This window comes from Allobaculum sp. JKK-2023, assembly GCF_034745455.1.
Taxonomy (GTDB): domain Bacteria; phylum Bacillota_I; class Bacilli_A; order Erysipelotrichales; family Erysipelotrichaceae; genus Allobaculum.
The window spans coordinates 2,188,740-2,215,156 of the sequence record NZ_JAYERV010000003.1 but is presented as its reverse complement, the minus strand read 5'-3'; the positions used below and the strand labels follow the sequence as shown (position 1 = coordinate 2,215,156).

The window sequence follows — 26,417 nt, the reverse complement described above, 5'->3', positions numbered from 1 at the left end:
CTTCTTTTAAGGCATTTTTCCTGCGGTCTCGAATCCGGTTGCGCTGGATTCCCCGCTCGCTGAGAAAATCAGAAGCAGAATAGCTGAACTGCTTGAAGGTTGTATGGTCAAGCGTTTGAGCCGCCTTGCTCTTTTTTCTTTCAGTTCTTTTTCCTTCTTGGCAAGCTTTTCTTCTTTTAAAGAAGCAGAAGCCATATCATGGGAAGTGCTGAGCAGTGACGTGATTCCGGCATCCATCCCAACCTTTGTCTCGGACTGGTTCGGGCGGTTTCTGACTTCAACCATTCTCTGGAAAACTAAGCATTTCCTGTCCCGGTCATAGACAACAGTAAGATTGCTTCTCGTCTTGCCTGTTTTGGCTGTATAAAAGATTCCTTTCAGTTCAACCTTGAATTCTTTCTGGCTGCCTAAGCTGTGCATAGAAATAAAAGTCGTTCCATTTTTATGCTGGATGCCATATCCATTCTTATCGATCTTCATCCATGTATTTTTATTCGTATGAACTGGGTGAAGGTATTGCCTGTATCTTCTTGCTGCGTGGGCAATGAGTTTGTGGAGCCGCTTAGGATCGCATTGCCGCAGATGGCCATTGATCTCTTTGTTTGAAAATTTTTTGGGCACTTCAAATATTCTTTTTTGAAGGATCTTCTTGAAGACTTTGGGGGATTTAGCCACGTACATGACAACTGCCGCTTCATGGGCCGTCATCTTGTAATCTGCATACAGCTCTTCCTGAATCCGCCTGAAGATTTCTTCATCCATAGACTTGCGGTTCGCTACTGCAGAATGCAAAGCCATTGTCCATAGCCAGGATGGAAGCGTCCCATCAGGAAAAGCGACCCCAGTTACTTTTGCAACATGAGTCGTGATGTCTTTTAACACCTGCTTTTGCTTGCGCAGATCGTCCCGGATCTTTTCTGCACTTCGTCCATAAGAATTGATGGAACAGGCAATAGGAGAGAGCAGGTTATAGGTTTCCATGTAAGCAGTAAACAAATTCTCGGCGAACATCTGCTGGTCATCATTCAATTTGATTGAAACCATCTGAATCGTTTTCTTCGATTTGCTCATCTGCTTCATCACCTTTCAACAGCCGTTTACTTTCCTCAATGATTTTTTTGTTCTTATTACTTCTGGAGCCATACAGCCGTCCTGAAAATACAGTGATGATCGCAATCAAGTCATCTGTTAATTCCTGGGCGCTGTTTCTTTCTTCGCCCTGGTTAAGAACTACGATTTCTGTATCCATCTTTTTGGCAATATATTCAATCAACTCAAAGCCAAAACGAAGAAGCCTGTCTTTGTGGGTAATGACAATATGGCTGATCTTTCGATCCAGTAAAAGATCGATCATTTTTAAAAGCCCCGGCTTTTTGTAGTTCATCCCAGATCCAATATCTTCAATGATTTGATATTTCCAGCCTTGCTTTTGCATATAGATTTCAACCACATCTGCTTGTCTTTCAAGGTCATCTTTTCTCTTTTTGGTTGAAACCCGGCAATAGCCAACAGCCATTCGTTCAGGAAGAGCAGGAGCTTTGCCAATGTATTGATCCATTTCTTCCTGGTCAAACATGTAGTGTCCGCCAATAGAGCGATGGGCAGGCATTCCATCTTCAATCATTTTGTATAAGGTGTGCCTGGCAACCCCAAGGTATTTGCAGGCTTGTGACGTCTTCATTCTCATGAATTTATAATAACACATCTCTATTCATTAGAAACTGTTTTTTCCTTAAAAACCTAATATAATCAACTGTTAAAATCCGTTCATCGAGAATCTTTTTCGCTGCTTTGGCCTGCTCGATTCCCTTGGATGTCAAAGGAGAATCGCACCATCCCTGGATTTTGTTCTGAGCATTGAAAAGCGTCTGTCCATGACGCATGAGATATAAATGTTTCATTCCATTTCCTTTCTTCTTTTCGGCTTTCTCTATCGTGCTTTCCCTCTGGTGCCTTCTCTGTGAGGCTTCCTGTTTCTTTACGACTGATTTGGTCTTCTCTTCTCCTTTTAAATCCGGCTTATTGATTCAGAATGTATTCTTCACCGGGAGCAAGAACTTTCAGGCGGTCTGGATTGACAATTCTGGCCCGGAGTTTTTCAGGATCCCCATTAAATGGGGACATCTCAGGTGCATCCACACATCCCCAGTGAATCGCAATCAGATCTGAATCGGGATACGCATTGGCAAGCTCAACAGCTCCATCCAATGTGATATGGGAAGCGTTGTCCGCAAAATCAAACAGAATGACATCCGGGACCGGCCTTTCCAGCTGTTCACAAAGAAGCTGGGAGTCTCCTGGCATCCAGATTTTTCCATCTGGCGTATTCAGATAGTAGCCGCAATAGTCTTCCGGTTTCCAATAGCGATACTGCCATTTTTTGACGTTGTTCTGCCAGTTGTGTAAAGCTGGAGTCAGCTGCACATTGACCTGACCAACCGGAAATTCATCCCAGATGGTTTTCATGCTGACAGGATAACCTTCTTCGTCCATAACTTCTGCCACATAATTGGGGGCATAGAAGCGATCAGTTTTGTCTTTAAGATCCGTGCAGGTTGGACGGGAATAATGATCATTATCAATATGGGTGATCAGTACCGCATCGATATGGCCGCTTTTTAATGGATCAAGCGGCATTTCATTCATCAAAAGCGGCATATCAAAACCTTTGAGCAGCGGGTCAATCAGAATCACGGTTCCCTGAGAGTTGATCATGGCTCCGCCGTTGCCTAACCAGTAAATTGAGGTTTTGTCCTGCTTATCAAAAGCAGTCGGTTGAATCTGGATTGTGTCTTCGACCATTGCCTGGCCTTTTGCGCTTCTTTTCATGGTGTCTCCCTTTCTTGTGGTATTGGAAACTGCTCTGGCTGGAAAGGATGGACAGCTATTGGTTCTGAATTGAATTTCCTGTGTCAATTCTGGTCTCAATTCTGGCTGACTCGAACAAAACATTTCTCTATCCATTCCTTCAATCCTTCAAAAGACAGCTTCCGAAAACATCTGACTGGATATTCTTGAATATCTTTTCAGTGGCTCCATTATCCAATAAAGATCCAACTCAAACCAGAGACAAAAAAATGAGGCCTGTCCAGATGTGGACGTTTGGCCTCATTTGTCAATTTCGGTTTTCAAAGCGAAGTCTGTTCCTGCTGTTCCTGATTTTCAATCGCCTGATCGGTTTGAGCAAAGAGATCAGCCAAGGTATTTTTCGCCAGATCCTCTTCCATCGCTTTCTGAGCACTGATCAGATGCGCATCCAGTACTTCATGAATCGAACGCCCGACTGGACAGTCTGGATTTGGATTTTCATGGAAATGAAACAGCTGGTTGTTTTCGATCGGGTCAATTGCGCGATAAACATCCAGTAAAGTTGTCGTTTCAGGGTTGCAGATCAGGCAGGCTCCGCCTGATCCTCTGGCGACGCTCACAATCCGGGCGACTTTCAGCTGGGCGAGAATATTGCGAATGATGACGGGATTGACATTGACGCTGGATGCGAGAAAATCGCTGGTCAGACGATATTTGCCTTCAAAAGCATGAAGACAGGCACAGATATGAACGGCGATAGTAAAACGGCTGGAAATCTGCATAAAGCCTCCTTTTTCTAGTCTCAAAGATGGAGTCTGGGTGGATTGAATGTTCTGAATGGAACGTTCTCAGTGCCTTGATTATTAACCAGACGAGTACTGATTTCAATAAGGCCGCTGACATGATCAGCCTGAATCAGCAAGTGATTTGGCAGCCAGCCTCTCAAAAAGCATTCAGAGATCACAATTTTTGAAAAGCTGCTCTTTCGCTTTTTCCCTTTTCTTTATCGCTTTCTAAGGCAACAGAATTCTGATTTCAGTCTGAAAGGTTCCGGTTCTCTCTTAAAAAGAGAGACTTAAAGATCATACGAAGAGCATCTGGACATCTTTTTGCTGCTTTTTTGGCTGCGTGCGTTTCCTGTTTTCAATCGTTGCCTGAAAGAGCGGTATAAAAAAAAGAGCCCGAAGGCTCCCAACAGTGAACTCTGTCCTGGCAGAATTCACTGTTAATCGCACAATAAGGACGGTTTAAAACGTGAGTGATGAATCTATCAGAAGGTATCAGAGTTGAAAAAAGATGAATACATGATCGCACAAAATTTATTATGAATTATTATGGTATTCCGTCCTTACAAAATTCCCGTACCCAATCTCCACGTCCCCCAACGCAAATCTCAGGTACACTTGGAGTATAAAAAATAATCTTTGGGAAGTAAATAAGCAACTGGGTATTCTAGACCGGAACCCCTCTTTTTTATCATTTTTTGCCCAAAAAATGTATAATCTTGTTTGAAGATTCAAATCCAATCGACTTTAGATGCTATTGAAAAGTCATTCAGATGGAATTTTACGCTCTTTTTCCACTTCACATTTTTCGACTGAAAATCTCCTATCGACTTGATTTCTTTCAATTTCCTGACATCAGAAAACCATTCTGAACATTTTTCTCCCTCCTCTGGCCCGCATTGAATACCTCACAGTTTGCAATCCTTATTTTTACGGAAATATTGCGTTTTTTCATAAAAAAATCCCGGCAGCCTGGACGAACTGCCGGAATTCCAAAATCCGATCTGGAACGGATTTTGATAGGGATGAGGATGAAACGAAATTTTCAGTGTCAGAAAGTCTGGACCGTCTGGGTTACACGAGCATTGTATTCTGGCTCGATTGGATGATCCGGCACCCGTTCGTAAACCTGCAAAGAAGGATTGCGGAAGGTTTCACGGGTAATGGTAATTTCACGCTGTCCAGTAAATTCGATATGGACAGCCTTTGTATAGCATGCTGTGTCTTTCGGGGTAAGGATGTGCTCACTTGTTACTTCAATAGAACGTACAATTTCTCCGGTATTTGACAATGCGATCGCATCTCCATTCGCGTATTCAGGAATTTTCTCAATGAGGCGCACCCGCATCTGCGGATACCCATCGGGTGTTTCAATTGCTTTTTGGGGTCGGTAACAGGAATCAATCAGAATCCCTTTATCTTTTGAAAGAACGAGCACGGTTTCGACTGGCTTGCTTACAGAATTTTTTGGAATTGGAATCAGAATTTTCTCCGCCTTCTTGCCAATCAGACTTTCGAGCAGCAGCATTTCCTCTCCACTTAAAACCATAATGAATCTCCCTTTCCATGAATTTAAACATGCAGTAATCAAGTCGTGCAGTCGGTTCTCTCCACCGAACGAGTCCCTGGATTTTTAGTTCTCAAAGGGGCAGTCTGGCGTGATCATGCACTGTCTGCCAATATATTGTAAGCGTTTTCTGCATAATTAACTTCTGCCCGTCCTGTTTTGCTGTTAATCCGTCCTGTTTGGTACAATTCGCTGACCATTATTAAAATTTCGCAGCGGGCGAAGATTTTTTTAACCAAAAATATACTGTTTCAGCTGAAAAAGGTTTCTCACATCGTTTCTGATTGATTTCCGCTCTGCCTTTCCTCTCGTATGAACAACGGAAAGTGAGAAGCAATCCGCCTCTTGGAATGCCATCGTGTCCACTCCAGTGCGCCCCTTATCTGTCTTGGTCTCATTTTCGAGTCCTCTTCAACTTTCTTCAGGGCCAAGCAAAACAGTCGGTTTTGGCTTTCATTGGATGGGCTTGCTCGATTGGGAAGAAATTTGACAATGTTAGACTGATGATGAATGAGGTGAGACTATGCCCGCATCCGCTATGGACCAGTACAATCAGGCCCGCAAACGAGGTCTGGCTTGTTTAAACGAAAAAAAAGCGAAGGGAGCCGATCCCTATCTGCCTGTACTTGACCACTATCTCAAATCCATGAAAGTGGTGAAAAAGAAGGATCTTGGTGTCCGCGAAATTCTGACTGACCAGATTCTCGGCACCTGTCATGAAGGCCGTACCGAATCCTTTGCGGCAAACTTTATGCCGCTGCTTGATAACACGACTGAATTTGCATCGAAGTGGATTACACTTTGTCAGCATGCGACCAACGAAGGACTGCGCGATCCGATTCTTGTCTATGAACTGTTCGGCCGCTACTTTGTCGAAGAAGGCAATAAACGCGTTTCAGTCACGAAATTTTTAAACAACCCACTGATCAGTGCCCACGTCATCAACTTAATTGTCAATCCTGATGATATGGAAAAAGGTGAACTCTACAAGAGTTTTCTCGCTTTCTATGACTTCACTGGCATTGACTCCATTTTGATGACCAAATCCCGCAACTATAAAAAGCTGCTGCGCATTCTCCATCCTGATTCAGAGCAGCCTTTTACAGAAACAGAACGCAAAAACATTCTGTCTTTCTTCTACAGCTTTTCTACCGTCCTGAATAAACTGATCACCCGCCCGATTCAGGCCAGTGATGGGGATGCATTTCTAATTTATCTGGATGTTTATGGCTGGCGGCCTTCCCAGGCCATTCCAGATTCAACGATTGAAAAGGAACTGACGCCGATTCTGCCCCAGATTGAATCCTACCCGGACGTGGTAGAAGCTGCTTTACTGACGGAAACCGAACTGAGTGAGCGCAAGTCCGTGCTTTCCCTGCTGAAGGAGCCAATCAAAGCTGCCTTGATCCAGGAAGGCGATCCTCAGTCTTCCTCATGGGCACTGACCCACTATAAAGCCTTTAAGACGATGGCTGTGAATATGGATGGCCGGGTAGATGTGAAAATTTATCCGAATAACAATACGCCAGAAGCCCTCGACAACGCCTTCAAGGAAGCCATTGCCTGGGGAGCACAGGTCATTTTTACTTCCCATCCGCTCATGCTGCAGGCAACCAACCGCTATGCCGCGAAGTACCCGAAAATTAAATTCCTCAACTGCTCCCTGAACCCGGAAGCAACCACCGTGCGCTCTTACTACACTCGCGGCTATGAGATCCAGTTTTTGCAGGGGATTGCAGCAGCCGCAATGAGTACGTCCGGTAAAATCGGCTACATTGCCGACTACCCGATTTATGGTGCCATTGCCGATATCAATGCGTTTGCGATCGGTGTTGCGATGGTTCGGCCGGCGGCAAGAGTGTATCTGGACTGGTCGACAACTGAAACGCCGACCAACACGGAATTCCCGCTCGATATCGATATGATCTATATCTCTGGCCAGGACTTTGATACCCGGATTGGGAAGGGAAAACGATTTGGCCTGTTTGATGTACGCACTGGAAAATTCTCAAATCTGTCGCTTGTCCAGCAGAAATGGTCCGTTTTCTATACGCGGATCATGTCTTCAATTTTGAATCGAACCTATAAAGCGGATGAGCAAACCGCAAATGGCGGCTCGATCAACTACTGGCTGGGCCTGTCCAATGGCCTGATTGATGTCTCCTTCTCGGATGAACTGCCGTATGAGACCCATCGTCTGATTGATCTGTTAAAAAATGACATTACCGAAAAACGTTTCTTTATCTTTGGCGGCATCCATGCCAAAGAACGTGGAGCGAAAGAAAATGCCTCCATTACCATGAATGATCTGGCCCGGATGGACTTCCTGGTTGGCAATATTATTGGCAAACTGCCGGATGAGACATCCGATAAACTGATTCCATCGGCAGAAAAACTGGTGGCTGTCCACGGTCTGGATGAACTGGAACCCGGTGAACAGACACCAAAAGAAAAATATACCGACTCGGTTCAGGCTGACTCCTCCTTGAAAATTCCAGCCGATGATCCTGACTCTTCCAATTCCGGGCTGGTCAAAGTCATTTCGTCTTCGGTTCAGGCCGGTGATGCCGAAAAACTCGAAAAGAGTGTCCAGGCAGCCAGCCTGAGTCCGCGTGCAAAGCATGAGTAAGAAAACAGCCAGAATTCTGCTTCTGGCCGATGAAGTCAAACCTGCTTACTACCAATACTGGAAACAGGACACTTTTGATGGAATCGATCTGGTTATTTCCTGTGGAGATCTGCCAGCGCGCTATCTGGAATTTATCGCCACGATGTTTGAAGGCGATGTCCTCTATATCGCCGGTAACCATGACACGGAATACCTCGATAATCCACCGCTTGGCTGTTTTTGTCTGGATGATGCCATTTATCGCTGGAATGGCCTGCTCTTTTTAGGGCTTGGCGGATCTATGCGCTATAAAGATGGCCCCTTTCAGTACACCCAGCGCGAAATGAATAAGCGTGTGTTCAAGCTCTGGTTCAAACTGAAAAAGACCCACGGCTTTGATATTCTGGTGGCTCATGCCCCTGCCTATGGTCACCATGATGGCAAAGATCTTTGCCATACCGGATTTGAGGCTTTTAACAAACTCATCCATGATTACCATCCCAAATACTTTTTCCATGGCCATGTGCATCTGGCTTATGGAAATTATCCCCGGATTTATACGATCGAGCAGACCACTGTCATCAATGGCTATGAAAGCTATCTGCTGACCATTGACCTGCCAGAAAAGGGGCAGGATCTGCCCGATCGAATGCTTTAAAAAGAAGCAATCTATCTGCCATCAAAACAAGCTGAAAAACTCGCTTCAGAATCGATCAAGAACCCAAAACGCCCTGTATCTGCTTTTAGTCCCACTCAAAAAAGGAGAACCATCCGAAATCAATGGTTCTCCTTTTTTTCGCATTTTTACTTACCTCTGAATGGCCAGTATCTGTTTTTCAGATCTTTCCCTGTCAGTCTTCCAATTCAGAAGTTCCAGGATCAAAATCCGGCAGGATCGATTCAGCCTGCTGATCGAGCTGCTGATCCGAAGTGAAGTCAAAAGAATCAGGCTGCTTAACCGAGGTCGCTTTGACCGGCGGCTTTTCGTCTGCTTTCGGGCTATCAGAGTCACCCTGGACATCCGGCTTTACAGCTGAAGAAAACGAAACCGGTGCAGTTGGTGTCGTTGGAGCATCCGGGGCAGCTGTAGCAGATGAAGCGTCTGTTTTTTCAGTCGCCAAGTCTGTCTTTCCGGTCGTCTCAGAAGCCAAGTCTCCGGTAATATCCGCTTCCATTTTTGGACTTTGCGCTGGCGCAGCTCCTTTTTTATCCTGGGCAAAGTCAGGCTGTGCATCAATCAGAGCCATCTGAGATTTGAATACCGCATCTGAACCATCCTGGGCGGAGCTTGGGTTGCTGGAAGGTTCTGTTTTTGCGTCAGCTTTTGCGTCTGTTTTTCCATTGGCCGCCTGCGCCTGTTGTTCTTTGCGGCGGGCTGCCTTTTCTTCCCGGGCGTTGGCACGCTTGATCCGGTCCGCACGCAGTTTGGCCACAAAGCTTCTGGTCTTTTCGTTGGTGACCAGATCATCGACTTTTTCGTTATGAATCAGATACCAGATCAAGAGAGCGATGATGACTTCTTCAACAACCGCAATGACATAAATCCAGATATAGTTAGCCGTACGATCATAGATAAAGCCAACTGTCATGATGGCCAACGCTGTTGTCAATGTGGAAACAAAGTTAAGCAGGGCATAGACCGTCGCATAGTATTTGCGATGCATCCGGTTTGAAACAAGCAATGGCAGCGACAATTCATTGAGCGCAAACACACTGCCAAAGAAGAAAGCCAGAATGACCAGGCCGCCTGCTGAAGAGGTCAGAATCGAAATCAGGATTCCAGCAGTAGCCACCAGGGCAATGACATCCAGGATTCCGGAAGAAAGCACCGGCTTGAGCTTATCGGATAAAAATCCGCCCAGCAGTTTAAATACAAAGTTGCCAATCATGCACCAGCTTAAAGCCACTGCACCTGCCAGCGTGTTCTGGCCCATAGAAGTGGCCAGAGTGGAGAAATGCATCGGCAGGCCAATTAAAGCTGCCGAGAAAACCGCAATGAGCGCAAAGCTGACCAGAATTGCTTTTGGGGTTTTCTGACGTTCATGCGAAACTTCTTCCTGTCCATAGGGAACGTGACCCACTGCAGCCGGATGAAGTGAGCATCGCCAGTAAAGGGCAGGACCCATTAAAATCAGGATGAGAACGGCCTGAATCACTAATCCCATGCGCCATCCTAAAGCACTGACAGCAGCGGACATCATGGGCGAAAAAATGGCGGCACTGAAGGCCGAAGCCGCCAGAACGATTGAAGTCGTCCAGGATTTTTTCTTTTCAAACCAGTTGTTGATCATGGTTGTAGCCGGCACCATGCCGATCATTGCCGCTCCAATGCCCATTGGAATGGAGAAGAAATACATGAAATATTGGTTGAAGCAAAAAGAAATACACAGAACTGAACCTGCTGCAAGGATCGTACCGATCCATAAAAGGGTTTCAAGTTTTACCTTACGAAGCAGATACGGTACAAAGACCGTTGTCAGCGCCATACAGATCAGCATAATCGTCGTACAGGCTGAAGCCTGCCCAATTGAGATTGACAGGCCCTCGGCGACAGGCTGATAGAAGACTCCAGCGCAATAGAAGCAAAGTCCCATGCTCGCTGCCACCATCAGGCAGGCGGAGCAGGCAACTTTGATATAGTGGAGTTTATCTGTTTTTTCCATATCAAAAGACTCCTTTGTCAGTTTTCATTATAAGAGAAAACAGAACGATTCTGGCAATAAGGACCATAAAACCCCTTGCTGGCGGGGACAAATCACCACCTGAAAGCGAATTCCAATCAATTTTCAAGCCAGATGCACCACTTTTATGTCATCCCGCCGACACCGCCCAACCATAGGGTCCCCTTAAAACCAAGATGAGAAAACAATCCTGCCTGAAATTGAGACTTGGCATCTGATTTGGAAACCGTTTGCCAAACCAGCTGCTTAGAATATTTCGCCTTGGACACCAAAAAAGCTGAATCCAATCCCGGAAAGGAAAAGGCAGATTCAGCTTTACACGTTTTTACGCATTCTTATCTATTTTCTAAACAAACAACTGGGCCAGATAGGCAGCGGCCGCAGCAGTTGCTGCCACCACCAGAAGACTTCCTCCAAAATACGCACTGACAATCGCTGCAAGCACTCCAATGGCACTGACAACCAGCGGCAGGTCATTGGAAAAGACTGCTGGAAAGGTCATTGCGGCCAATACGGCATAAGGGACATAGTAAAGAAAAGACTGAAAGAACCGAGAACGGATCGGTTTTGAGAAAAAGGCCATTGGAATCATACGGATGATATAAGTCACCAAGGCCATGACGACAATGCCTGTCCAGGTATGCAGAGCACTCATTGTTCATCCTCCGATCTTGGAAACAGCCACGCCATCAAGGCACTGACCACAACCGTAATGATAATAATGGAATACCCGCCTGAAAAAAGCTGCAAAGCCGGCGCCCACGCAAAAAGGCAGGAAAGTCCGCATGCCAGTAAAACGCAATAGAAGACCGGTCTGGATTTTTTGGCAGCGGGGATGAAAATCGCAATAAACATCCCATACATTGCCAGTCCCAGGCAATTGACCAGATCTGTGGGCAAAGTTGCACTGGCCAGTCCGCCAGCCCATGTTCCCAATGTCCAGCCAGCAACTGGACCGACAATCAAGCCCATCATCCAGGCAAAGCGCAGTCTTCCCTTTTCGGATATAGCGACCGCATAAATCTCGTCCGTAATCCCATACGCCATCAACATTCGTTTCCATAATGGTGTATGCAGCGCTGTCTTCTGCGCCAGCGAGATCGACATCAGAAAGTAGCGGGCATTGATGATCAGCTGCGTCAAAATCAGTTCAACAAGTGAAGCGCCAGCGCAAATCAGCGTCGTGCCCGCAAATTGTCCGGCACTGGTCAGGGTAATCAACGAAGTCACTGTCGCCTGGGTAATCGTCATTCCCTCAATGATTGCAGCCATGCCATATGCAGCCGAAACCGCAAAATACCCCAGCGCAATGGGAATAGAGGCTTTCATCCCTGCCAGAAACAGGGACCTTTGATCCGTTTTATATTCATGTTCCGTCATACGGCCAATTATAACGCCCTCCAGAAAAGGCAGGCCCGGGACTCCTTTGCTTTAGTTCTTTTTAATGCGCATTGTGCCAATTTCCAAGACCCACAAAAAAACCGGATTGCTCCGGTCTGTTGTCCAAACGAACCCTCCTGCTTTCCAAGACAATCCCTGAATCAAGCAGAACAAAAGTAAAGCTTCAAAACAGAAAACAAAATCGAAAGCAGCTGGCCTAATTCAGAACCACACTGGTCATCAAAACCTCGTCGAGAAGTGTCTGTGCATCCTGACAGCCCTGCTTAACCGCTTTTTCAAGCCATAATGTAGACATCAAATTATCTTTATGCACCCATTTTCCGAGATAGAAGCACTTACCAAGAATGAGCTGAGCATCAGTGCAGCCATTGCAGCCAGCCTGAATCAGATAATCCATTCCTTTTTCAAGGTCAAATTCAACATTTTCCAATCCTGCTACGTTTCCAAGATACAGCTGGCCTAAAACATTCATCGCCTGAGCATTATCGTTGGTCGCAGACAATGTTAAAAACGAAATTCCTTCTTCAATGCGGCCTTCATTGAGATCGAGAACACCGGCAATATATTGGGCAGAGGAGCTATTGGAGTCCAGTGCCTCTTCCAGCCAGTCGGCAGCCGCCTGCTTTCCACTCTCATTCTGGTAAGCTTCATACAGATCCATACAGGTCTGTCCATCGCCAAGTTTTGCCTGGGCATCGAGCTTGTTTCGAAGTGTAAGACTCATCTGTAAGCCCTCCTTTTTCTTACTCACATACTAACGCATAAAAATTTCGTTAAGAGGATCAATGCCTGTCTTTTCTGGGTATATTTCTTTAAAATCCGATATTTACATTGACGTAGAACAATAAAAAGGATACTCTAAACAATCTATTTCAGTTGGTTTTTCATATAATAGCCACAATATTTAATTACTTCTTAATATAGTCTGTCTCTCTCTTTATCTCAGGTCTTTTGTGTGGTCAAGTCCATTCTTTGAAGTCGATTAAATTGAATCCATGCCAAATATCGGTAAACTGAAACCGTAGGAATTGGAGGAGTTTTCCATGAAAATTACTGAACCAGCTTTAGCTGAACTGAAAAAACTTCTGTCGGATAACGGTGCTGATGGTCTGGAAGTTGTGTTACAGCAGACTTGCTGCGGTGTAAGCCCAGCATTCCAGATGGTCCGTTTCGACGAAAACGATAAACCAGAAAATGTAGACGGCGTCATGATTTTAGCTGACGATCCACAGGCCAGAGAAGCCGTTAAAGAGGTCATCATTGATTTACAGGATGGTGAACTGGTTGTCTTTAACCCTGTCTGCGGATGCGGCGGACATGATCATGGAGATGATCACGAATGCTGCGGTGGACATGGACAGGATCATGATGAAGATCATGGCTGCTGTGGCGGACACGGCGGCTGCAATCATTAAGCCAGCCTGTCGTGTGTAACCAGGCATTTCATCGCCTGAAGTTCCCATCTTTGGACATTCACACAGATAAAAGAATTCGTAATCCAAATCCAGAATCTAATGAACTGAACCAGACTCTATCTGTGTTCTATTTCTGGACTCTGAACCTGGATTGAATCCGTCCATAAAACATCAAAGAGGATCCTTTCTGCCGCAGGCAGCTAAAAGGATCCTCTTTTTCTCTTTTGCCTGACCTTTAGTAATCGTTGAATCCAGATCTCTCTGGAAACATGCACTGGAGTCTGAGTGGATCTTGCATCAGAGAAATCATCATTCGAATGAGTCAGATTGTCATAATTCGATCGATTCGAATGAGAAACCTTCCTTTGAGATCACAGACAACTCTCTGTATGTGATCCTTCCTGTCGTAAAGGGCCTGGAAGTTCTCACGCCTGTGCAGAAACAAATTCTGTAAGTTTTACAGAACCATGATTCCGGTTCTCTTTCCCGGGCAGAAATTATGGCGGCTACCAGCCTGAACAAATACCAGATTTCAAAAGCGCTTACTCAGCTGATCCATAATGGTCAGATTCAGGTGGAGGGATCAACGCGAAACAGAAAATATGCCTATAAAGAATAAGAAACTCTGGCGCCCTGCCGAACTATTCTCCATTCATCCTTCTTTTTTCAGTCGTCTTTTTACAAAGAAACAGCGCTGTCCATTGCCTTTACGCAAATGGGCAGCGCTGTTTTGTTTTTAACTGTGTATGGCGAAAAATTTTCGCGGATAACTCGTAGATCAGAAGTATGCTTCAAATCTTTGTTTTCTGGCATTTGCCAGGAACCAAGCTCATCATCAACAATCCGAAGCCATAAAAGACTGAAAAGAAAGATCCGTTGTTCGAGAACGCATTCACCTTCCTAAATCATCCTAAGCAGCCAAATAACTAATCTGTTCGTTATGATGTGTACCATTCAACACTTCATTTACGAACGCTTTTGCATAATCTTTGTAGCTGATGAAGCTCTGGCCATCTTTATTCACCATGAAATGGTCGTCAAATTCGAGAATTTTTCCTGTTTCTTCTCCATCAGCCTGGAAATCAGCCGCTGGAGAAATATACACCCATTGATTCAAAATGGAAAGTTCTCATTTTAAGAGACCTGCGTCAGGGCACCTTGCGCTTTGGCCAGCTGCAGCGCTCGATTGGTTCGGTTTCCGCTACTAAATATCTACAACTATCTAATATTTCTGCTCGATAGTTACAGATATCTTCCCCCATCCAGCTTGAACCTGCTAAGGATCTGCATAAAAGTAACTCTCCCAATAATCTAGCCTAAGTCAGATATATAGCGACTATATTCAAACTATAAAAATCAAACAACGATATAAATATAATTTGGTTATAGGTCAGCACGCTATTTCTGCAAAAACATAAAACAGGGATTTATGCAAATTCTTAAACAGGTCTGCTCTGGATGGATTCCTGCTTCTTCTCCTTTCGGAGTTTTTCCGCCCGCTGGCTTACACAGCGTTTGTATGGCAGTCCACAGGCATTCTCTTTCCCCCATAGCGAAGGGTACTTGCAGGATGTTCTTTTTGGTGAACTTTTATTCCTGCACCAGGTCATGCTGATTGATGTAGCAGTATGCCAGATTCATGCTGGCATTCAAGTCTCTGTCAATCACATGGCCGCAGACCGGACAGATATAAATCCGGTCCTTTAACTGAAGATCTTTCTTAACGTTTCCACAGTGCGAACAGGTTTTTGAGCTTGGAAAGAACGGATCAGCAAAGACAACTTCGATCCCTTTCATCTTCGCCTTATATTCAATCTGTCTTCGAAACTCTGACCACATCTGCTCACTGATTGCTTTGGCAAGCGTATGATTTTTCATCATATTCCGGACCTTCAAATCTTCCATAACAATTGCCTTAGGCAGAGTATTGACGATGTCCCTTGTTACCTGATGGACATAATTGGTTCTCAGGTCTTTGAGTTTCTTATGGACACCGGCCACCACTTTTCTCTGCTTCTGGTAGTTCCGGCATTCATGCAGCCCTCTTCTATAGACCGGTTTTCGATAAGTCTTTCCGTCTTTTCCAATGGCTTCCTCATAGTGGTCGATGTTGGCCCGTTCTTTTCTGGACAGGCGTCTTTGCTCTCTTAACAGTCTTCGCTCAAGCTTGCGCACTCGTCCGGTTTTGTTGATGTTTGGATACCAGGTTCCGTCTGAAAGATAAGCAAGCACTTTAATTCCCAGGTCAATGCCCAGGACTGTAGAAGTCAGTTCTGCTTTTTCTTCGGGAACCTCGATGCCGACACTGATATACCAGTGTTTTCCATCATAGGAGACTCTTGGGTTGCTATAGTGAGCCTGTCCCTTTGGAAGGTCTGGAAGAGGTGAGGCTGTTCTGACAAAGCCGATCTTCTCACCGCGAAATCCGTTTTCTGTCTTAATCAGGGTCTCGTAGTTGACATAAAATGACGGTTTTGTGCAGTTGCGGCTGTGAAACTTTGGAAGCCCGCCGGTACCTTCCAAAAAGCGGGTGAGTCCTTTTCCGGCATCTTTAACAGACTGCTTGACGACATTAGCCCCGACTTCCTTCAGCCATGAGTATTCCTTTGTCTTTTTGAGCTGCGTCAACTCCTTTCGGACATCTTCTTCCTTAATGGACCATAAGCCGGTCTCTTCGTGATGTTCCTTCATTCTTTGCACAAAGTAGTTGTGGGCAAAGCGGGCTGTTCCTGCCGATTTAAAGAACAGTTTTTCCTGCTCAGGTGTTGGCAGCAGGCGGATCTTCCTCGCCATAATCATCTGGATCAGCCTCCTTTTGGCTTACTTCAGCGATGAGCTTCTTTGTTTTCTTTGATTGTTTGCCATACAGGCGGTTTGCAAAGTCGGTAACAATCTGGATCAGGTCCTCTGTCAGTTCCTGTTCTTCTGTTCTTTCCGTATGGTCGATGATTTCGATTTCTACATCGTTCAGTTCACAGAAATAAGCGAACATGTCATACCCAAACCGCATCAGACGGTCCTTATACAGCACAACAACCTTATCAACCTCGTTACTGGAGATCATCTTCATCAGCTTCTGGAGGCCCTTCTTTTTGTAGTTGATTCCGGAACCAATATCACTGATGACATCAAAACTGTAGCCTTTGGCAAGCATGTATGTTTTGACATTCGAGATCTGAGTTTCCAGATCATTCTTCTGGCCGTTCGTACTGACCCGGCAGTAACCGACGACTATTCTGGTTGGACGATTTTGATGTTTGTATTGATAAAGCTGATCTTCGGAATAATAGCGGGTCCCTTTTGGGGAAGTGACAGCCGGCTTGAGAATTCCGTTCTTATCCAGAATTCTGAGCTGCTGTACAGACACGCCCAGTTCTTTGGCAAATTCACCGATTTTCATCAGGGCCATAAGCATCATCTCCGCTATTATGATATCGATTTCATAGCCGAAAGTCTATATATTTTTATATTAAATAAAAGAATTTATAATATTACTTATAACTGTTAAATGCCCAGAAAGTTCTGACCTCTTCCCTTCGCGCCATGGAAGAAGATGGCCTTGTTCACCGCAAGGTCTATGCCGAAGTTCCGCCCCGCGTCGAATATTCGTTGACTGAACTCGGCCTTTCTTTAACACCGATCCTGGATGCCATGGAAAACTGGGGGACTGACTATAAAGCCCGGCACAACCTCTGATGGAAAAGTTGGTTTTTTCCACAGACAGAATCCATCATCAGCAACTTTGAGCAAATGTCTAACCACACAAAAAGCCTGGGATTTCCTTTCTTTTTCAAGAAACAGAAATCTCAGGCTCTATTTTTCAGAATTTAACGAACTGGAAGCTTGAATCCAGTTTTGGAATCTGCTTACAGCAATCAACGGTCCGCTCTATTTCAGTTTGAGAACCGTGCGATAAACATCGTCTTCTTTGACAAAACCTGTTTGTTCCATCAGATCCTGGGTCATCCCATAGGCTCTGACGACTGGCAGTTTGCGGCGGCGGGATTCTTCGAGCAGGCGCTGAATGATTTCCTGTTCGTAGCCGCGTCCTTTCAGCTCCTCTTCAATCCAGAAGTTGCATAAGAAGCCGATGCGGCCATCTGGCTGTTCAACCGTTGGCGGCGTAAATACCCAGGCAATTCCACCTGTGGCAACAATTTTATTTTTCCACCAGGCTACAATCTGGTACAGAGCACCATTGCGTAACTGGGCAGAGAAATAGCGGTTGAGTTCAAAATCCAGGCTGTCGTCTTCAACACCCAGTTCTTTTTTCTTCAGGGCGATCAGCTGCTCTACATCCCGGCGGGTTGCATGACGGTAAACGATCTTTGGCACTTCCTCAAAGGCGATTTCGTTGGCTTCACACCATTCACGGGCAAACTGAACATACTGATCGTCTTCATATTCGTACCACATGTTTTCAAGGTTGTAGTTTTTCAGTACAGTTTTGAAACGGCGGTATAATCCTTTCCCGCTGTTGAGCGCTGCTTCCAGTGCTTCTTTGGCCTGGCCTTCTGGCAGATCCCAGGTGAACTGGCGCATCATGCGCACTTCACCGGCATCTCTGGAATTTGGCATCAGAATCAGGGAATCATAGTATTTATCAATTTCATCATCAATATCATTGAGTTCCCGGGGTGGTAAGGTATCATCACGCATAATGATTTCCCCGCTGCGTGTATTGAGGTAGTATTCGATCCGGCTGGTTCCGCCTTGAATCGCATCAATAATTTCATCTAAATCAATTGTCATCGCGTATTTTCTCCTGTTGTCTACCTATTATATCAGTCTTCCAACCATCAAAAACAACCTCTTGTGGCCAACCGATAAAAGTTCGGCTGCTTTTTTCAAACGGAAAACCCATCAACCTGTTCTTTCATCCTGCTGCTTTTTCAAAAGTCTCAGTTCTTCCTTACGGCGCAGCGTCAGCAGATCATTTGCAAATTGCGCGTTTTCAAGCCGCCACACCCCAAATCCAGCCGCTTCCAGATCGGTGCTGTCCTGAAGCTGAAGGACACGGCCATACCAGACAATGGTCTGGTCAAGAATCAGGCAGTTTTCCACGATCCGCTCATGGACATGGATATGAATGCCCCGGCTTTGCAGGCGAAAACTCTGATCATTTTCGATGGTTTCGACAAACAGATCCACCCGGATCTTTCTGTTTCTTGAATCTAAGCGGGCAAGCAGAGCAAACAGGCGGTTTTCTTCTTCTGGCAGAATCTGGCGCGTGGCAAAAGCCACCCTTGCCTGAACGTTCTGAAGATCCTGACCAAGAGAAGCCAGGGCTTTTTGGCCGGCATATTCTTTCGGTTTCCACACCTCTGGAAAGGATCGGGTCTGTTTTAAAGGCAAAGTCCATTCATATCCCTGTTTTTCATATTCCCGTTTGCGGGCTGCGTACATGTTATTGAGCATTGGGATCTGTTCATCGAGATAGTCATAGACCAGCACCTGTTTTTTCGAAGCCGTCTGGCGGTGAATGCGTCCAATGGCCTGCGAAATCGAAACCTGAGAACGGATCGGCAGGGCCAGCATCAAGGTATCAAGCGGGGGAAAGTCAAAGCCTTCACCAATACTCGAATAGGTTCCAACGAGCACCACATGATCTTTGCCCGCCAGCTCATGCAGTTTTTCCTGGTTGGCGGCTTTTTCTTTTGGATCCCCGGCATAGACCAGCAGATTCAGCCTCGAATCAATGCTTTCCAAAGTCCTGGCAAGCATGCGGGCATGTTCGACAAAACGAGTCAGCACGAGCACTGTTCTTCCCTGGTCCACTGCGCAAAGAACATCTTCCAGAATTCTGGCATTCCGTTCCGGGTCGAGTGAGGCTTGCTGGGTAATCCGGGTAAAATCGCCGCCAAGATCTTCTCCATATCCGCTAAAGGGCGTTGGGCGAACGGTAACGGCTCTTGAAAATGTCTGTCTGGCCATCTGATCGCGGGCGGTAAACTGGGAAACCACCGGACCCAGCTGCCAATAGACTTTCGCAAACAGACCGTCATTGCGTTTTGGGGTAGCCGAAAAGCCATAAACGTAGCGCGCTTTCGTCGCTTCCAGAATCGTCTGCGCCACGGGACTGGCCGCATGATGGCATTCATCAAAAAGGATCAGGCCATACCGTTCAAGCAGGCTGTCCAGATCTTCCCGTTTGGTCAGGGAAGGAATCATCGCCACATCCACCCGCCCCGTCAGCGCTTTGGTCGAAGACTGCAAAACGCCGATTTTTCCAGGGTATTTCGTCGAAGAGATCTTAAACTGTTCGAATTCTTCATCTTCAAACGCCAGGAATTCATTGAGGGTGCGCACCCAGCCAGAAAGAATTTCCCGGGAATTGACCAAGACCAGCGCACTGGTTTTCTTTTCGGCAATCAATGCCGCTCCCATGACCGTTTTCCCCGCTCCGGTGGCCGCTTCCAAAATGCCGCAGCGGCCCTGGGCTAACACATCGACCAGACCAGTCTGTTCTTCGCGCAGCTCGCCGCCAAAGTTCATGGGCAGGGCTGGCCCAGCAATCGTTTCGTCAGAAAGCTCAAAATCAATCTGGGCCTGCTCAAGCTGTTCAACCAGTACCTGCAAACTTCCCCGCGGCAGCACAATCCGATCACCTTGGAAGTGCACACTGGAAAGAACGTGCGGTCCACTGACAAAGCGGGTGTTCTTTCCTGCATATTCGGGATTCCAGCAGCTGCCAAGCATCAGCAACGCCATGCGCAGGCCATCTTTAAGATTTGAAGTCTCAATTTCAATCCCGCTTGTTAAATGGATCTGCATTTTTCCTTCAATGTCCTGTCTTTCAAAAAGAAAGGCATCAAGAGCATAGGGATCAAACAGGGTTTCGGCATATTCAAAGCCTTTCTCAGATTGGCTGGTCTCATCCATTGTTTGAGGCAGGCGCAGTTCCAGTCTGCTTTTCAGATTTTCTTTGCGGGAGCCTTTGATCAGCTGATCGATCCGAGCCAGGCTGATTTTGGAAGTCTGTTTTAAAACCGTCCAGACATCAGGCTTTTTCGGGTTCCAGTTTTCGTCCAGCCAGAGAGTCCGGCCCTGTTTCATGCTTGCCATGTGCAAAGGCAGTTCCATCGACCAGCCAGGATCCCCAGGTTTGTTTGGCAGTTTATTGGGGATCACACAGTCAAATACCCGCAGCTCATCCAAAGCTTCCTGTTCGATCGCTCTTAAAATCAGGATCTGGCCAAGTTCAATGACTTTGGCCGCTTCAATGGGCTGTTCCAGAAAGAACCAGAGCGTAACGGCTTTTCCATCCGCATTCACGACCTTCAGTCCATCCATCCTCAGACTGACAGCGGTTTTTTGCAGTTTGTCGGCAAGTCCTTTCTGGCGCTCTAAAGAAAGATCTTCCAGTCTGGCAAAATCAAAAACCATCAGGGAGGTCGTTCCATTGGCCAAAAATGGGCAGATGCGCAGCTGATTGTAAGGAATATCTGGCCGCCCAGAAAAATAGGCAGCGAGCACCTGGCGGTTGAAGATCTGGTTTTCCTTGTATTTACAGTTCTTGCAAGGAGAAACACCTGGCTTCCAGACAAAAGAAGGACTGGTTTTCGGACAGATTGAAGTTCCATCCCGTGTACACGGAACATACATGGCGCCTGACTTGGCGATGCAGTAAAAATGATCCGGCCGCCCTTTGAAATAAGAAGCAAAAAGGTCAAGATCGGGCCTGGTTGAGGCAGAAACAGCCGGTATTGGGGAAATTTCTTTTTCTGTCAAAGGATCTTTCCCGAAAGAAGGAGAGATGGCTGAGTTCCCTTGCAAAGCGCCATTCATTTTCTCGGCAACAGAGGACTGACCCTTCGGTAAACCCCCGCTTACTGCCGATTGAAAAGGTTGCAATGGCTCAAAGGATGGCGCTGGATCGTTCAAAGTCGAAGATTCCAATGAAGGAGGCACCGGCCAGGAACGATTATCTGCGCATAAAGAAGAATGATTCTCTGACCACGAAGAGGGATGATTCTCCGGCCCGGAAGAAGAATGATTCTCCGGGTGGGAAGAAGAATGGGTTTGTGGAGGATAGGCAGCAGAGGAAAAGACCCGGTTCATCGCTTCAAGCACCCATTCGGGTTTCTTAACCGGGATCTGATGGGCTTCCAGCAGATTATAAAGATGCTGAATTTCCTGCAGATAGTCTTTTTCCTGATTGATATCCATGACACTTCCTCTTTCCTTTCTCTGCTTTTCAATGGTTGAACGCGATGGCAAAACGCGCTCAATTTCTTCCTTTATTCCTGTCGTTCCTGTCATCAAACCGAATGGTTCGGTTTTTCTTTCTTTCTATTGTATCGTTTCCAGATGATTTCGAACATTTGTTTTTCTTTTCCTCAAGGTTTACGGCGCTTAATCTCGTCGCCTGGACCAAGATGGCCGATCAGTAAAGAGGAGTCAGGATCATGGTTGGCAACATTGCGGGCAATGGCCTTCTCATCGTAATTGGCATAGCAGTACCGGCACAGATGGCTGCACGTATTGTAAGCTCCGATATCGGCCATCTCGACACACCCGCAATCCCTGGCTTTCCACTTTTTAAAGACTTTTCCCGTCATGGCATAGGCTTTCTTCATGGAAAAACAGCCGCCTTCCAAAATGCCATACTCTGCGAGAATGCCTTTTTCGCAGCACGTAAAAACCTGCAGATGATGGCGGGCCGCACTCTGGGCAAAGCCTTTGCCAATGGCTTCGAACTCTTCTGGAGTGGGCTGGTGAAACGCCAGTTCACGAGCGTTTTTACGGACATTTTTATAGTCGTCCAAAAAAGAGACAGAGATGGATTCAACGCAGCCTTCTACCAGCGTACACAGTTTTTCAAAGGCCCGCAGATGGTATTCCACCGGGTATCGATCGGATAAAATAATCGGGTCATAGCGCACACTCAGACTTTCCTTGCCCAGAATTCTGTTCATCTTCCAAAGCCCTTCAATGATCTTCTTTTTGTCGATCACATTCGGTTCAAAATCCTGGTGATAGGGCGTAATGGTGACATCCATCAAAATCGGTTTCTCGATTTCATGAAGATGATCGATCAGCGGCAGCGGATTTTTCGTGCAGAACATGAAGGCATCAATATCCTCAACAAAAATCCGGGAAACCATCTGGCTGGCAAAAGGATTGCGCACGTCAAAGTACCCAGCCTTAAGGCGGTTTAAAAACCATGTGGAAAAGAAGGCCGGAATATCGGTCCGGCTGCTTGCATTGACAATCATTTTTTCTCCTTTCCATCCATTTTTCTCTCCTTTTGAAGGAAGAGTTTTTCAGACGATTTCCGGATTCATTTCTGCATCTGACCGGCCCAAAAACACCAGCGATAATTGACTTTTGTTTTCGATACAGAATTGTCGAGTGGCACCGGTTCGTCTTTGTCTATCGTACAGGATGTGTCAAGCTGCCAGTTCAGGCAAACTTCTGGCTGCCATTCTGTAGGAACAGCCTTTTCAAGTCCCGCTTGTCGTATAATGGTGAGTAACGCATTCCTGTACAGTATCGAAAAATCAGTTCAGAACATTCAAGCGGACAGGAAGCGAAACCAAATAGACGTAACAAAATAGGAAGGAATTCTGAAATGACGAAAAAAGCTCTGTTTTTTGATCTGGACGGCTCTTTAGTGGGAATGAGGCTGGAAGAGTTCGTTCAGGGCTATCTCAATACCCTCTCTGCTTCAATGGCCCCTTATGGTTTTGAACCCAAAACACTGATTCAGACGATTTATCGGGGCATGGCGGCCATGAATCGCCATGATCCGGCTTTGACCAATGAAGAAGCCTTTCTCGAGATTATGAAAGAACAGTACGGCCCTGAAATTGTCGAGAAGATGCCCTACTTTGAAGACTACTATCAAACGGACTTCAACCTGAACCAGCAGCATTGTCCAAAAATTCCGCTGGCCCATGAAGTCATTGAAAAAGCCAGAGAAAAAGGACTGATGACAATTCTTGCCACCAATCCGGTCTTCCCGAGAATTGCGATCGACAGGCGGCTGGCCTGGGGCGGATTAAAGCCGGAAGCGTTCGAGTGGATCACCAGTTATGAAAACTCCCACTTCTGCAAGCCCGATCCCCGTTACTTTATGGAAATTGCCGACCGGTTCGGTTTGAAACCAGAAGAAATCCTGATGGTTGGAAACGACCTCAATGAAGACTATGGCGCCGTTGCCGCTGGCATGGATTTGTTTGTGCTGACCGAGTATCTGATCGAAAACAAAACCAGCTCTTCCCTTTTAGAGACCTTTCCGCATGGCTCCATGGCTGATCTGCTTGCGTATGTCGATCAGCTTGAGGAATGAACTCGGAAGCCTTACTCGCTCGCATCCGCCAGAACGAATCCTTAGACGCCAACCAGCAGTGCAAGCTGATTTTGCTGCTGTCGTGGCCGGCGATTCTTGCCCAGATTTCAGTGACCATTATGCAGCTGATCGATGCCAGCATGGTTGGCCAGCTTGGCACCAATGCCTCGGCCGCCATCGGTCTGGTGGCTTCGACCACCTGGCTGATCAATGGCCTTTGCCAGGGGATTGTCTATGGCTTCTCCGTTCAGGCTGCCCAGGCTATCGGGGCCAGAAAACTGGATAAAGCCAGTTCCCTGTGCCGACAAGGGATGCTTGCGGTTTTATTTCTGGGCATTCCCATCGCCCTGCTTGGCGCTTTGATCAGCCGCCAGGTGCCCCTATGGCTTGGCGGCCAGCCCGAAGTCGTGCACGATGCCGGACTCTATCTGCTGGTGTTCTGCCTGGGCCTTCCCTTTTCATTGCTCAATGACTGGGCGGTGAAGATGCTGCAAAGTGCGGGTGATACCAAAATTCCGGGCCTGGTCCAGATTGTCATGTGTTTTCTCGATGTCCTGTTCAATGCCCTTTTTATTTATGGCCTGCAGCTTGGTGTGCTTGGCGCGGCTTTAGGAACGGCGCTTTCAATTTTTTGGGCTGCTGTGTTTCTGACGGGCTGGGTATATCTGAAAAATCCGTATCTCAAAGAAAAATCTTCCTTTCGCTTTACCCGCGGATCGATTGAAAACGCAATGCGCATTGGCGTCCCCATCAGTATTGAGCAATTGATCTCCGGGGCCAATTATGTCGTTTTCACCCGGATTGTCAGCACTCTGGGTACAGTTTCGATTGCAGCCAACAGTTTTGCGATCACCGCGGAAAGTCTTTGTTACATGCCTGGCTATGGCTGTGCCGCAGCGGCCACGGCGATTGTCGGGCAGGCAGTTGGAGCCGACCGCGTGGATCTGGCCAGACAGATTTCCTGGCGCATTACCCGCATTGCGATGATCATGATGGGCTGCTCGGGCATCTTGATGTTTGTGCTCTCCCAGAACCTGATGGCCATGCTCACTCCCGTTGTAGAAGTCCAGAGGCTGGGAGCCAGACTCCTGCGACTTGAAGCCTTTGCGGAACCCATGTATGGCGCTTCGATTGCGATTGCGGGCATTCTGCGCGCCAAAGGCGATACGATCTGGCCAGCCTGCCTGAACTTTGTGTCCATATGGTGTGTACGGATTCCCGCGGCCTGGTTTTTAAGCACCCGGATGGGACTGATTGGTCCATGGATTGCGATGAATGTCGAATTGAATGTTCGCGGCCTGCTCTTTTTATGGCGGCTTAAACACGCCTGGAAAAAAGGACCTGCTCTGGTCTGATTTCATTCGATTTCTTCTTTGCCACAAAGCAAAACGATCCGTCCTCTGTCTTTACAGAATCCGGATCGTTTTTTCTGTTGATCGGTCCATGAAAGAGAAAGTCTGCCATTGCAGGATCAATCTTCTGTCTAAAGATCCGATCAAACTGGATTGCAGATCGGCCTGAATTTTCTGCATCATAGATTGGTCAGCACCATAATTGATATGAATGATCCAGTTTTCTGGACTTGACTGATATTGAAAGTGCAGTTTGAAGCTGCTTCTTTTCAGGCCTGGGAATGGAGTTTGTGGTACAGAGTTTTTGAATACAGCCAAAGCCCGATCATCAGGCCAATCATCAAAAAGGGAAGGACGGCCAGAGTCGCCCAGGCAGGATGGATCAAAAAGGCGCCAAGCAGAGTCCCCAGACTGATCAGGCACATTCCATACCCGCCCGCACGGTTAACTTTTGCCCAGACTTCCTTTGAGTTGAGCGTATAGCTGTTGCGAAATCCAAAAGTCGTATTCTGTCTTGCTTTTGGAAGCAGGTTGCCCAGAACCAGTCCGCCAAGACCGATGGCTCCGGTTAAAAACCGTTCAATCTGAAATTCTGGCCGGAAAACAAAGAATACACATCCCCCGATGGTGATGCATTCAATCACCGGGATCATCCACATCATCATGGATTCAATGACCGGACTTCCAGGCCGCCCTTTGGCATCCTGAAAGGTAATGAACAGAATCAGCAGATCAAATCCCGCAAAAAACCAGGGAAATCCAAAAAAGAATGCAGCTTTGGACATCCAGTCATCCGGCGTTCCCTGAAAGTTAAAATGGATGGGAATCTGGTCAGGAAAAGAAGACCAGGCCATAAGCCCAATTCCCATCGGAAACAGGCAGGAAATGACCGAAATCAGAATGTTTCTGCGATTCTTTAAAGAAGTGCCATGCCAAAGCCGGATCATTTTAATTTTCCTTCCTGTGGCCGGCAGGTCTGCGCTGGCCTGGATTCATTTTCACCGTGTGCTTCTTTAGCTGTATTAGAGAGAGTACATCCACATCACTGCCTCTTCCAGGACTGATGTATTCAGCTCGTAAATAATGAAGCGCCCTTCCCGACGGCTGCGCACCAGGTCGGCAGCCTTCAGTGCATTGAGATGCTGAGAAATCGCCCCATTGCTCACCGAAAAATGACTGCTGATTTCCCCTGCATTTAAAGAGGATGTTCGAAGCAAATCCAGGATCTGTCTGTTGATGGGATCCGCGCAGGTTTTCAGAACTGTCTGTAAAGCCATTCTTTTCACTCCTTTTTCCGTTTTAACGCTCTATTTTTTAATATTTTATAAAATGATAAATCCTGATTCTATTTTAGCATTTACTCAAACAAACCGGTGACCATCACCCAGACAGATTCTTCAACCTGTCTGACCGTCCAGTACAAACCGTCCCCCCGGTTTCTTATCTCCGCCAGAAAATCGGACGATTCCTTACCGCAAGAAACCATAAGAAAAAGCCGGATGGGTT

The 26,417-nt window shown here is 46.5% G+C and carries 23 protein-coding genes and 2 pseudogenes; 7 read left to right on the top strand and 18 right to left on the bottom strand.

The genetic code is table 11. The annotated features are described in order from the left end of the window. Nucleotides 1-6: 6 nt before the first annotated feature. The 6 genes and pseudogenes from U4956_RS08910 to U4956_RS08885 all read right to left on the bottom strand — a co-directional run bounded on the left by U4956_RS08910 (nt 7) and on the right by U4956_RS08885 (nt 5,142). A complete protein-coding gene (locus U4956_RS08910) occupies nt 7-1,071 on the bottom strand; it encodes a hypothetical protein (RefSeq protein WP_323090269.1) in 1,065 nt (354 codons plus the stop codon). Then, nucleotides 1,022-1,681 (bottom strand): IS607 family transposase, encoded by a 660-nt coding sequence (locus tag U4956_RS08905; RefSeq protein WP_323090268.1) that lies wholly within the window; start codon nt 1,679-1,681, stop codon nt 1,022-1,024. The genes U4956_RS08910 and U4956_RS08905 overlap by 50 nt, the downstream gene beginning before the upstream one ends. 64 nt (nt 1,682-1,745) lie before the next feature. After that, nucleotides 1,746-1,901: pseudogene (locus tag U4956_RS08900) on the bottom strand (phosphoglycerate mutase family protein); the annotation flags it as partial. Nucleotides 1,902-2,019: 118 nt separating this feature from the next. Then, entirely contained in the window at nt 2,020-2,829 is an 810-nt protein-coding gene (locus tag U4956_RS08895; RefSeq protein ID WP_323090267.1) for an MBL fold metallo-hydrolase, read from the bottom strand. A 299-nt stretch (nt 2,830-3,128) separates the two neighbouring features. Next, complete coding sequence (locus U4956_RS08890; RefSeq protein ID WP_323090265.1) at nt 3,129-3,590, bottom strand: Rrf2 family transcriptional regulator; 462 nt, start codon at nt 3,588-3,590, stop codon at nt 3,129-3,131. Nucleotides 3,591-4,644: 1,054 nt separating this feature from the next. Then, nucleotides 4,645-5,142 carry a hypothetical protein gene (locus U4956_RS08885; protein WP_323090263.1) on the bottom strand — a complete coding sequence of 166 codons (498 nt, stop codon included), beginning with the start codon at nt 5,140-5,142 and terminating at the stop codon, nt 4,645-4,647. A 541-nt stretch (nt 5,143-5,683) separates the two neighbouring features. On the opposite strand from U4956_RS08885, the gene U4956_RS08880 reads away from it, so the two are divergent. Together U4956_RS08880 and U4956_RS08875 are read left to right on the top strand one after the other, a co-directional pair. Further along, nucleotides 5,684-7,789: a BMP family ABC transporter substrate-binding protein gene (locus U4956_RS08880; RefSeq protein ID WP_323090261.1), complete on the top strand. Its 2,106-nt coding sequence runs from the start codon at nt 5,684-5,686 to the stop codon at nt 7,787-7,789. After that, complete coding sequence (locus U4956_RS08875; protein WP_323090259.1) at nt 7,782-8,426, top strand: metallophosphoesterase family protein; 645 nt, start codon at nt 7,782-7,784, stop codon at nt 8,424-8,426. Before U4956_RS08880 ends, U4956_RS08875 begins: the two co-directional genes overlap by 8 nt. Nucleotides 8,427-8,619: 193 nt before the next feature. On the opposite strand, the gene U4956_RS08870 is transcribed toward U4956_RS08875, so the two are convergent. From U4956_RS08870 to U4956_RS08855, 4 genes are all read right to left on the bottom strand, one after another. After that, nucleotides 8,620-10,431, bottom strand: coding sequence for an MFS transporter (locus tag U4956_RS08870; RefSeq protein WP_323090257.1), 1,812 nt, complete (start codon nt 10,429-10,431; stop codon nt 8,620-8,622). A 364-nt stretch (nt 10,432-10,795) separates the two neighbouring features. Next, the gene (locus U4956_RS08865; protein ID WP_323090254.1) at nt 10,796-11,104 is read right to left on the bottom strand and encodes an AzlD domain-containing protein; all 309 of its coding nucleotides are present in this window, start codon (nt 11,102-11,104) and stop codon (nt 10,796-10,798) included. Continuing rightward, the gene (locus U4956_RS08860) at nt 11,101-11,829 is read right to left on the bottom strand and encodes an AzlC family ABC transporter permease (RefSeq protein ID WP_323090252.1); all 729 of its coding nucleotides are present in this window, start codon (nt 11,827-11,829) and stop codon (nt 11,101-11,103) included. The genes U4956_RS08865 and U4956_RS08860 overlap by 4 nt, the downstream gene beginning before the upstream one ends. Nucleotides 11,830-12,046: 217 nt before the next feature. Continuing rightward, nucleotides 12,047-12,574, bottom strand: coding sequence for a tetratricopeptide repeat protein (locus tag U4956_RS08855; protein ID WP_323090250.1), 528 nt, complete (start codon nt 12,572-12,574; stop codon nt 12,047-12,049). A gap of 319 nt (nt 12,575-12,893) precedes the next feature. Between U4956_RS08855 and U4956_RS08850 the strand changes: the two genes are divergently transcribed. Further along, nucleotides 12,894-13,265, top strand: a complete 372-nt coding sequence (locus tag U4956_RS08850) for a hypothetical protein (protein WP_323090249.1) — start codon at nt 12,894-12,896, stop codon at nt 13,263-13,265. Between the two features lie 910 nt (nt 13,266-14,175). Here U4956_RS08850 and U4956_RS08845 read toward each other — a convergent pair. Next, nucleotides 14,176-14,382 carry a hypothetical protein gene (locus U4956_RS08845; RefSeq protein ID WP_323090247.1) on the bottom strand — a complete coding sequence of 69 codons (207 nt, stop codon included), beginning with the start codon at nt 14,380-14,382 and terminating at the stop codon, nt 14,176-14,178. On the opposite strand from U4956_RS08845, the gene U4956_RS08840 reads away from it, so the two are divergent. Beyond that, nucleotides 14,307-14,507: a winged helix-turn-helix transcriptional regulator gene (locus U4956_RS08840; protein ID WP_323091490.1), complete on the top strand. Its 201-nt coding sequence runs from the start codon at nt 14,307-14,309 to the stop codon at nt 14,505-14,507. The two genes, U4956_RS08845 and U4956_RS08840, sit on opposite strands and share 76 nt — an antisense overlap. 348 nt (nt 14,508-14,855) lie before the next feature. Here U4956_RS08840 and U4956_RS08835 read toward each other — a convergent pair whose 3' ends face one another. After that, on the bottom strand, nt 14,856-16,064 hold the full coding sequence (locus U4956_RS08835) for a transposase (protein ID WP_323090246.1): 1,209 nt from the start codon (nt 16,062-16,064) through the stop codon (nt 14,856-14,858). Further along, complete coding sequence (locus tag U4956_RS08830) at nt 16,024-16,674, bottom strand: IS607 family transposase (RefSeq protein WP_323090245.1); 651 nt, start codon at nt 16,672-16,674, stop codon at nt 16,024-16,026. Before U4956_RS08830 ends, U4956_RS08835 begins: the two co-directional genes overlap by 41 nt. Before the next feature lie 101 nt (nt 16,675-16,775). Between U4956_RS08830 and U4956_RS08825 the strand changes: the two are divergent. Continuing rightward, nucleotides 16,776-16,961 (top strand): annotated as a pseudogene (locus U4956_RS08825) (winged helix-turn-helix transcriptional regulator); the annotation flags it as partial. A 192-nt stretch (nt 16,962-17,153) separates the two neighbouring features. Here U4956_RS08825 and U4956_RS08820 read toward each other — a convergent pair. The 3 genes from U4956_RS08820 to U4956_RS08810 all read right to left on the bottom strand — a co-directional run bounded on the left by U4956_RS08820 (nt 17,154) and on the right by U4956_RS08810 (nt 22,483). Then, a complete protein-coding gene (locus U4956_RS08820) occupies nt 17,154-18,017 on the bottom strand; it encodes a UPF0158 family protein (protein ID WP_323090244.1) in 864 nt (287 codons plus the stop codon). A gap of 111 nt (nt 18,018-18,128) precedes the next feature. Further along, entirely contained in the window at nt 18,129-20,996 is a 2,868-nt protein-coding gene (locus U4956_RS08815; RefSeq protein WP_323090242.1) for a TOTE conflict system archaeo-eukaryotic primase domain-containing protein, read from the bottom strand. Nucleotides 20,997-21,604: 608 nt separating this feature from the next. Then, on the bottom strand, nt 21,605-22,483 hold the full coding sequence (locus tag U4956_RS08810; protein WP_323090241.1) for a DUF1848 domain-containing protein: 879 nt from the start codon (nt 22,481-22,483) through the stop codon (nt 21,605-21,607). A 356-nt stretch (nt 22,484-22,839) separates the two neighbouring features. On the opposite strand from U4956_RS08810, the gene U4956_RS08805 reads away from it, so the two are divergent. Continuing rightward, nucleotides 22,840-23,559, top strand: a complete 720-nt coding sequence (locus U4956_RS08805; protein ID WP_323090240.1) for an HAD family hydrolase — start codon at nt 22,840-22,842, stop codon at nt 23,557-23,559. After that, nucleotides 23,556-24,914 carry an MATE family efflux transporter gene (locus tag U4956_RS08800; RefSeq protein ID WP_323090239.1) on the top strand — a complete coding sequence of 453 codons (1,359 nt, stop codon included), beginning with the start codon at nt 23,556-23,558 and terminating at the stop codon, nt 24,912-24,914. The genes U4956_RS08805 and U4956_RS08800 overlap by 4 nt, the downstream gene beginning before the upstream one ends. Before the next feature lie 266 nt (nt 24,915-25,180). On the opposite strand, the gene U4956_RS08795 is transcribed toward U4956_RS08800, so the two are convergent. After that, nucleotides 25,181-25,858 (bottom strand): DUF1648 domain-containing protein, encoded by a 678-nt coding sequence (locus U4956_RS08795; RefSeq protein ID WP_323090237.1) that lies wholly within the window; start codon nt 25,856-25,858, stop codon nt 25,181-25,183. 75 nt (nt 25,859-25,933) lie between these two features. After that, on the bottom strand, nt 25,934-26,188 hold the full coding sequence (locus tag U4956_RS08790) for an autorepressor SdpR family transcription factor (protein ID WP_323090235.1): 255 nt from the start codon (nt 26,186-26,188) through the stop codon (nt 25,934-25,936). Nucleotides 26,189-26,417: the final 229 nt, after the last annotated feature.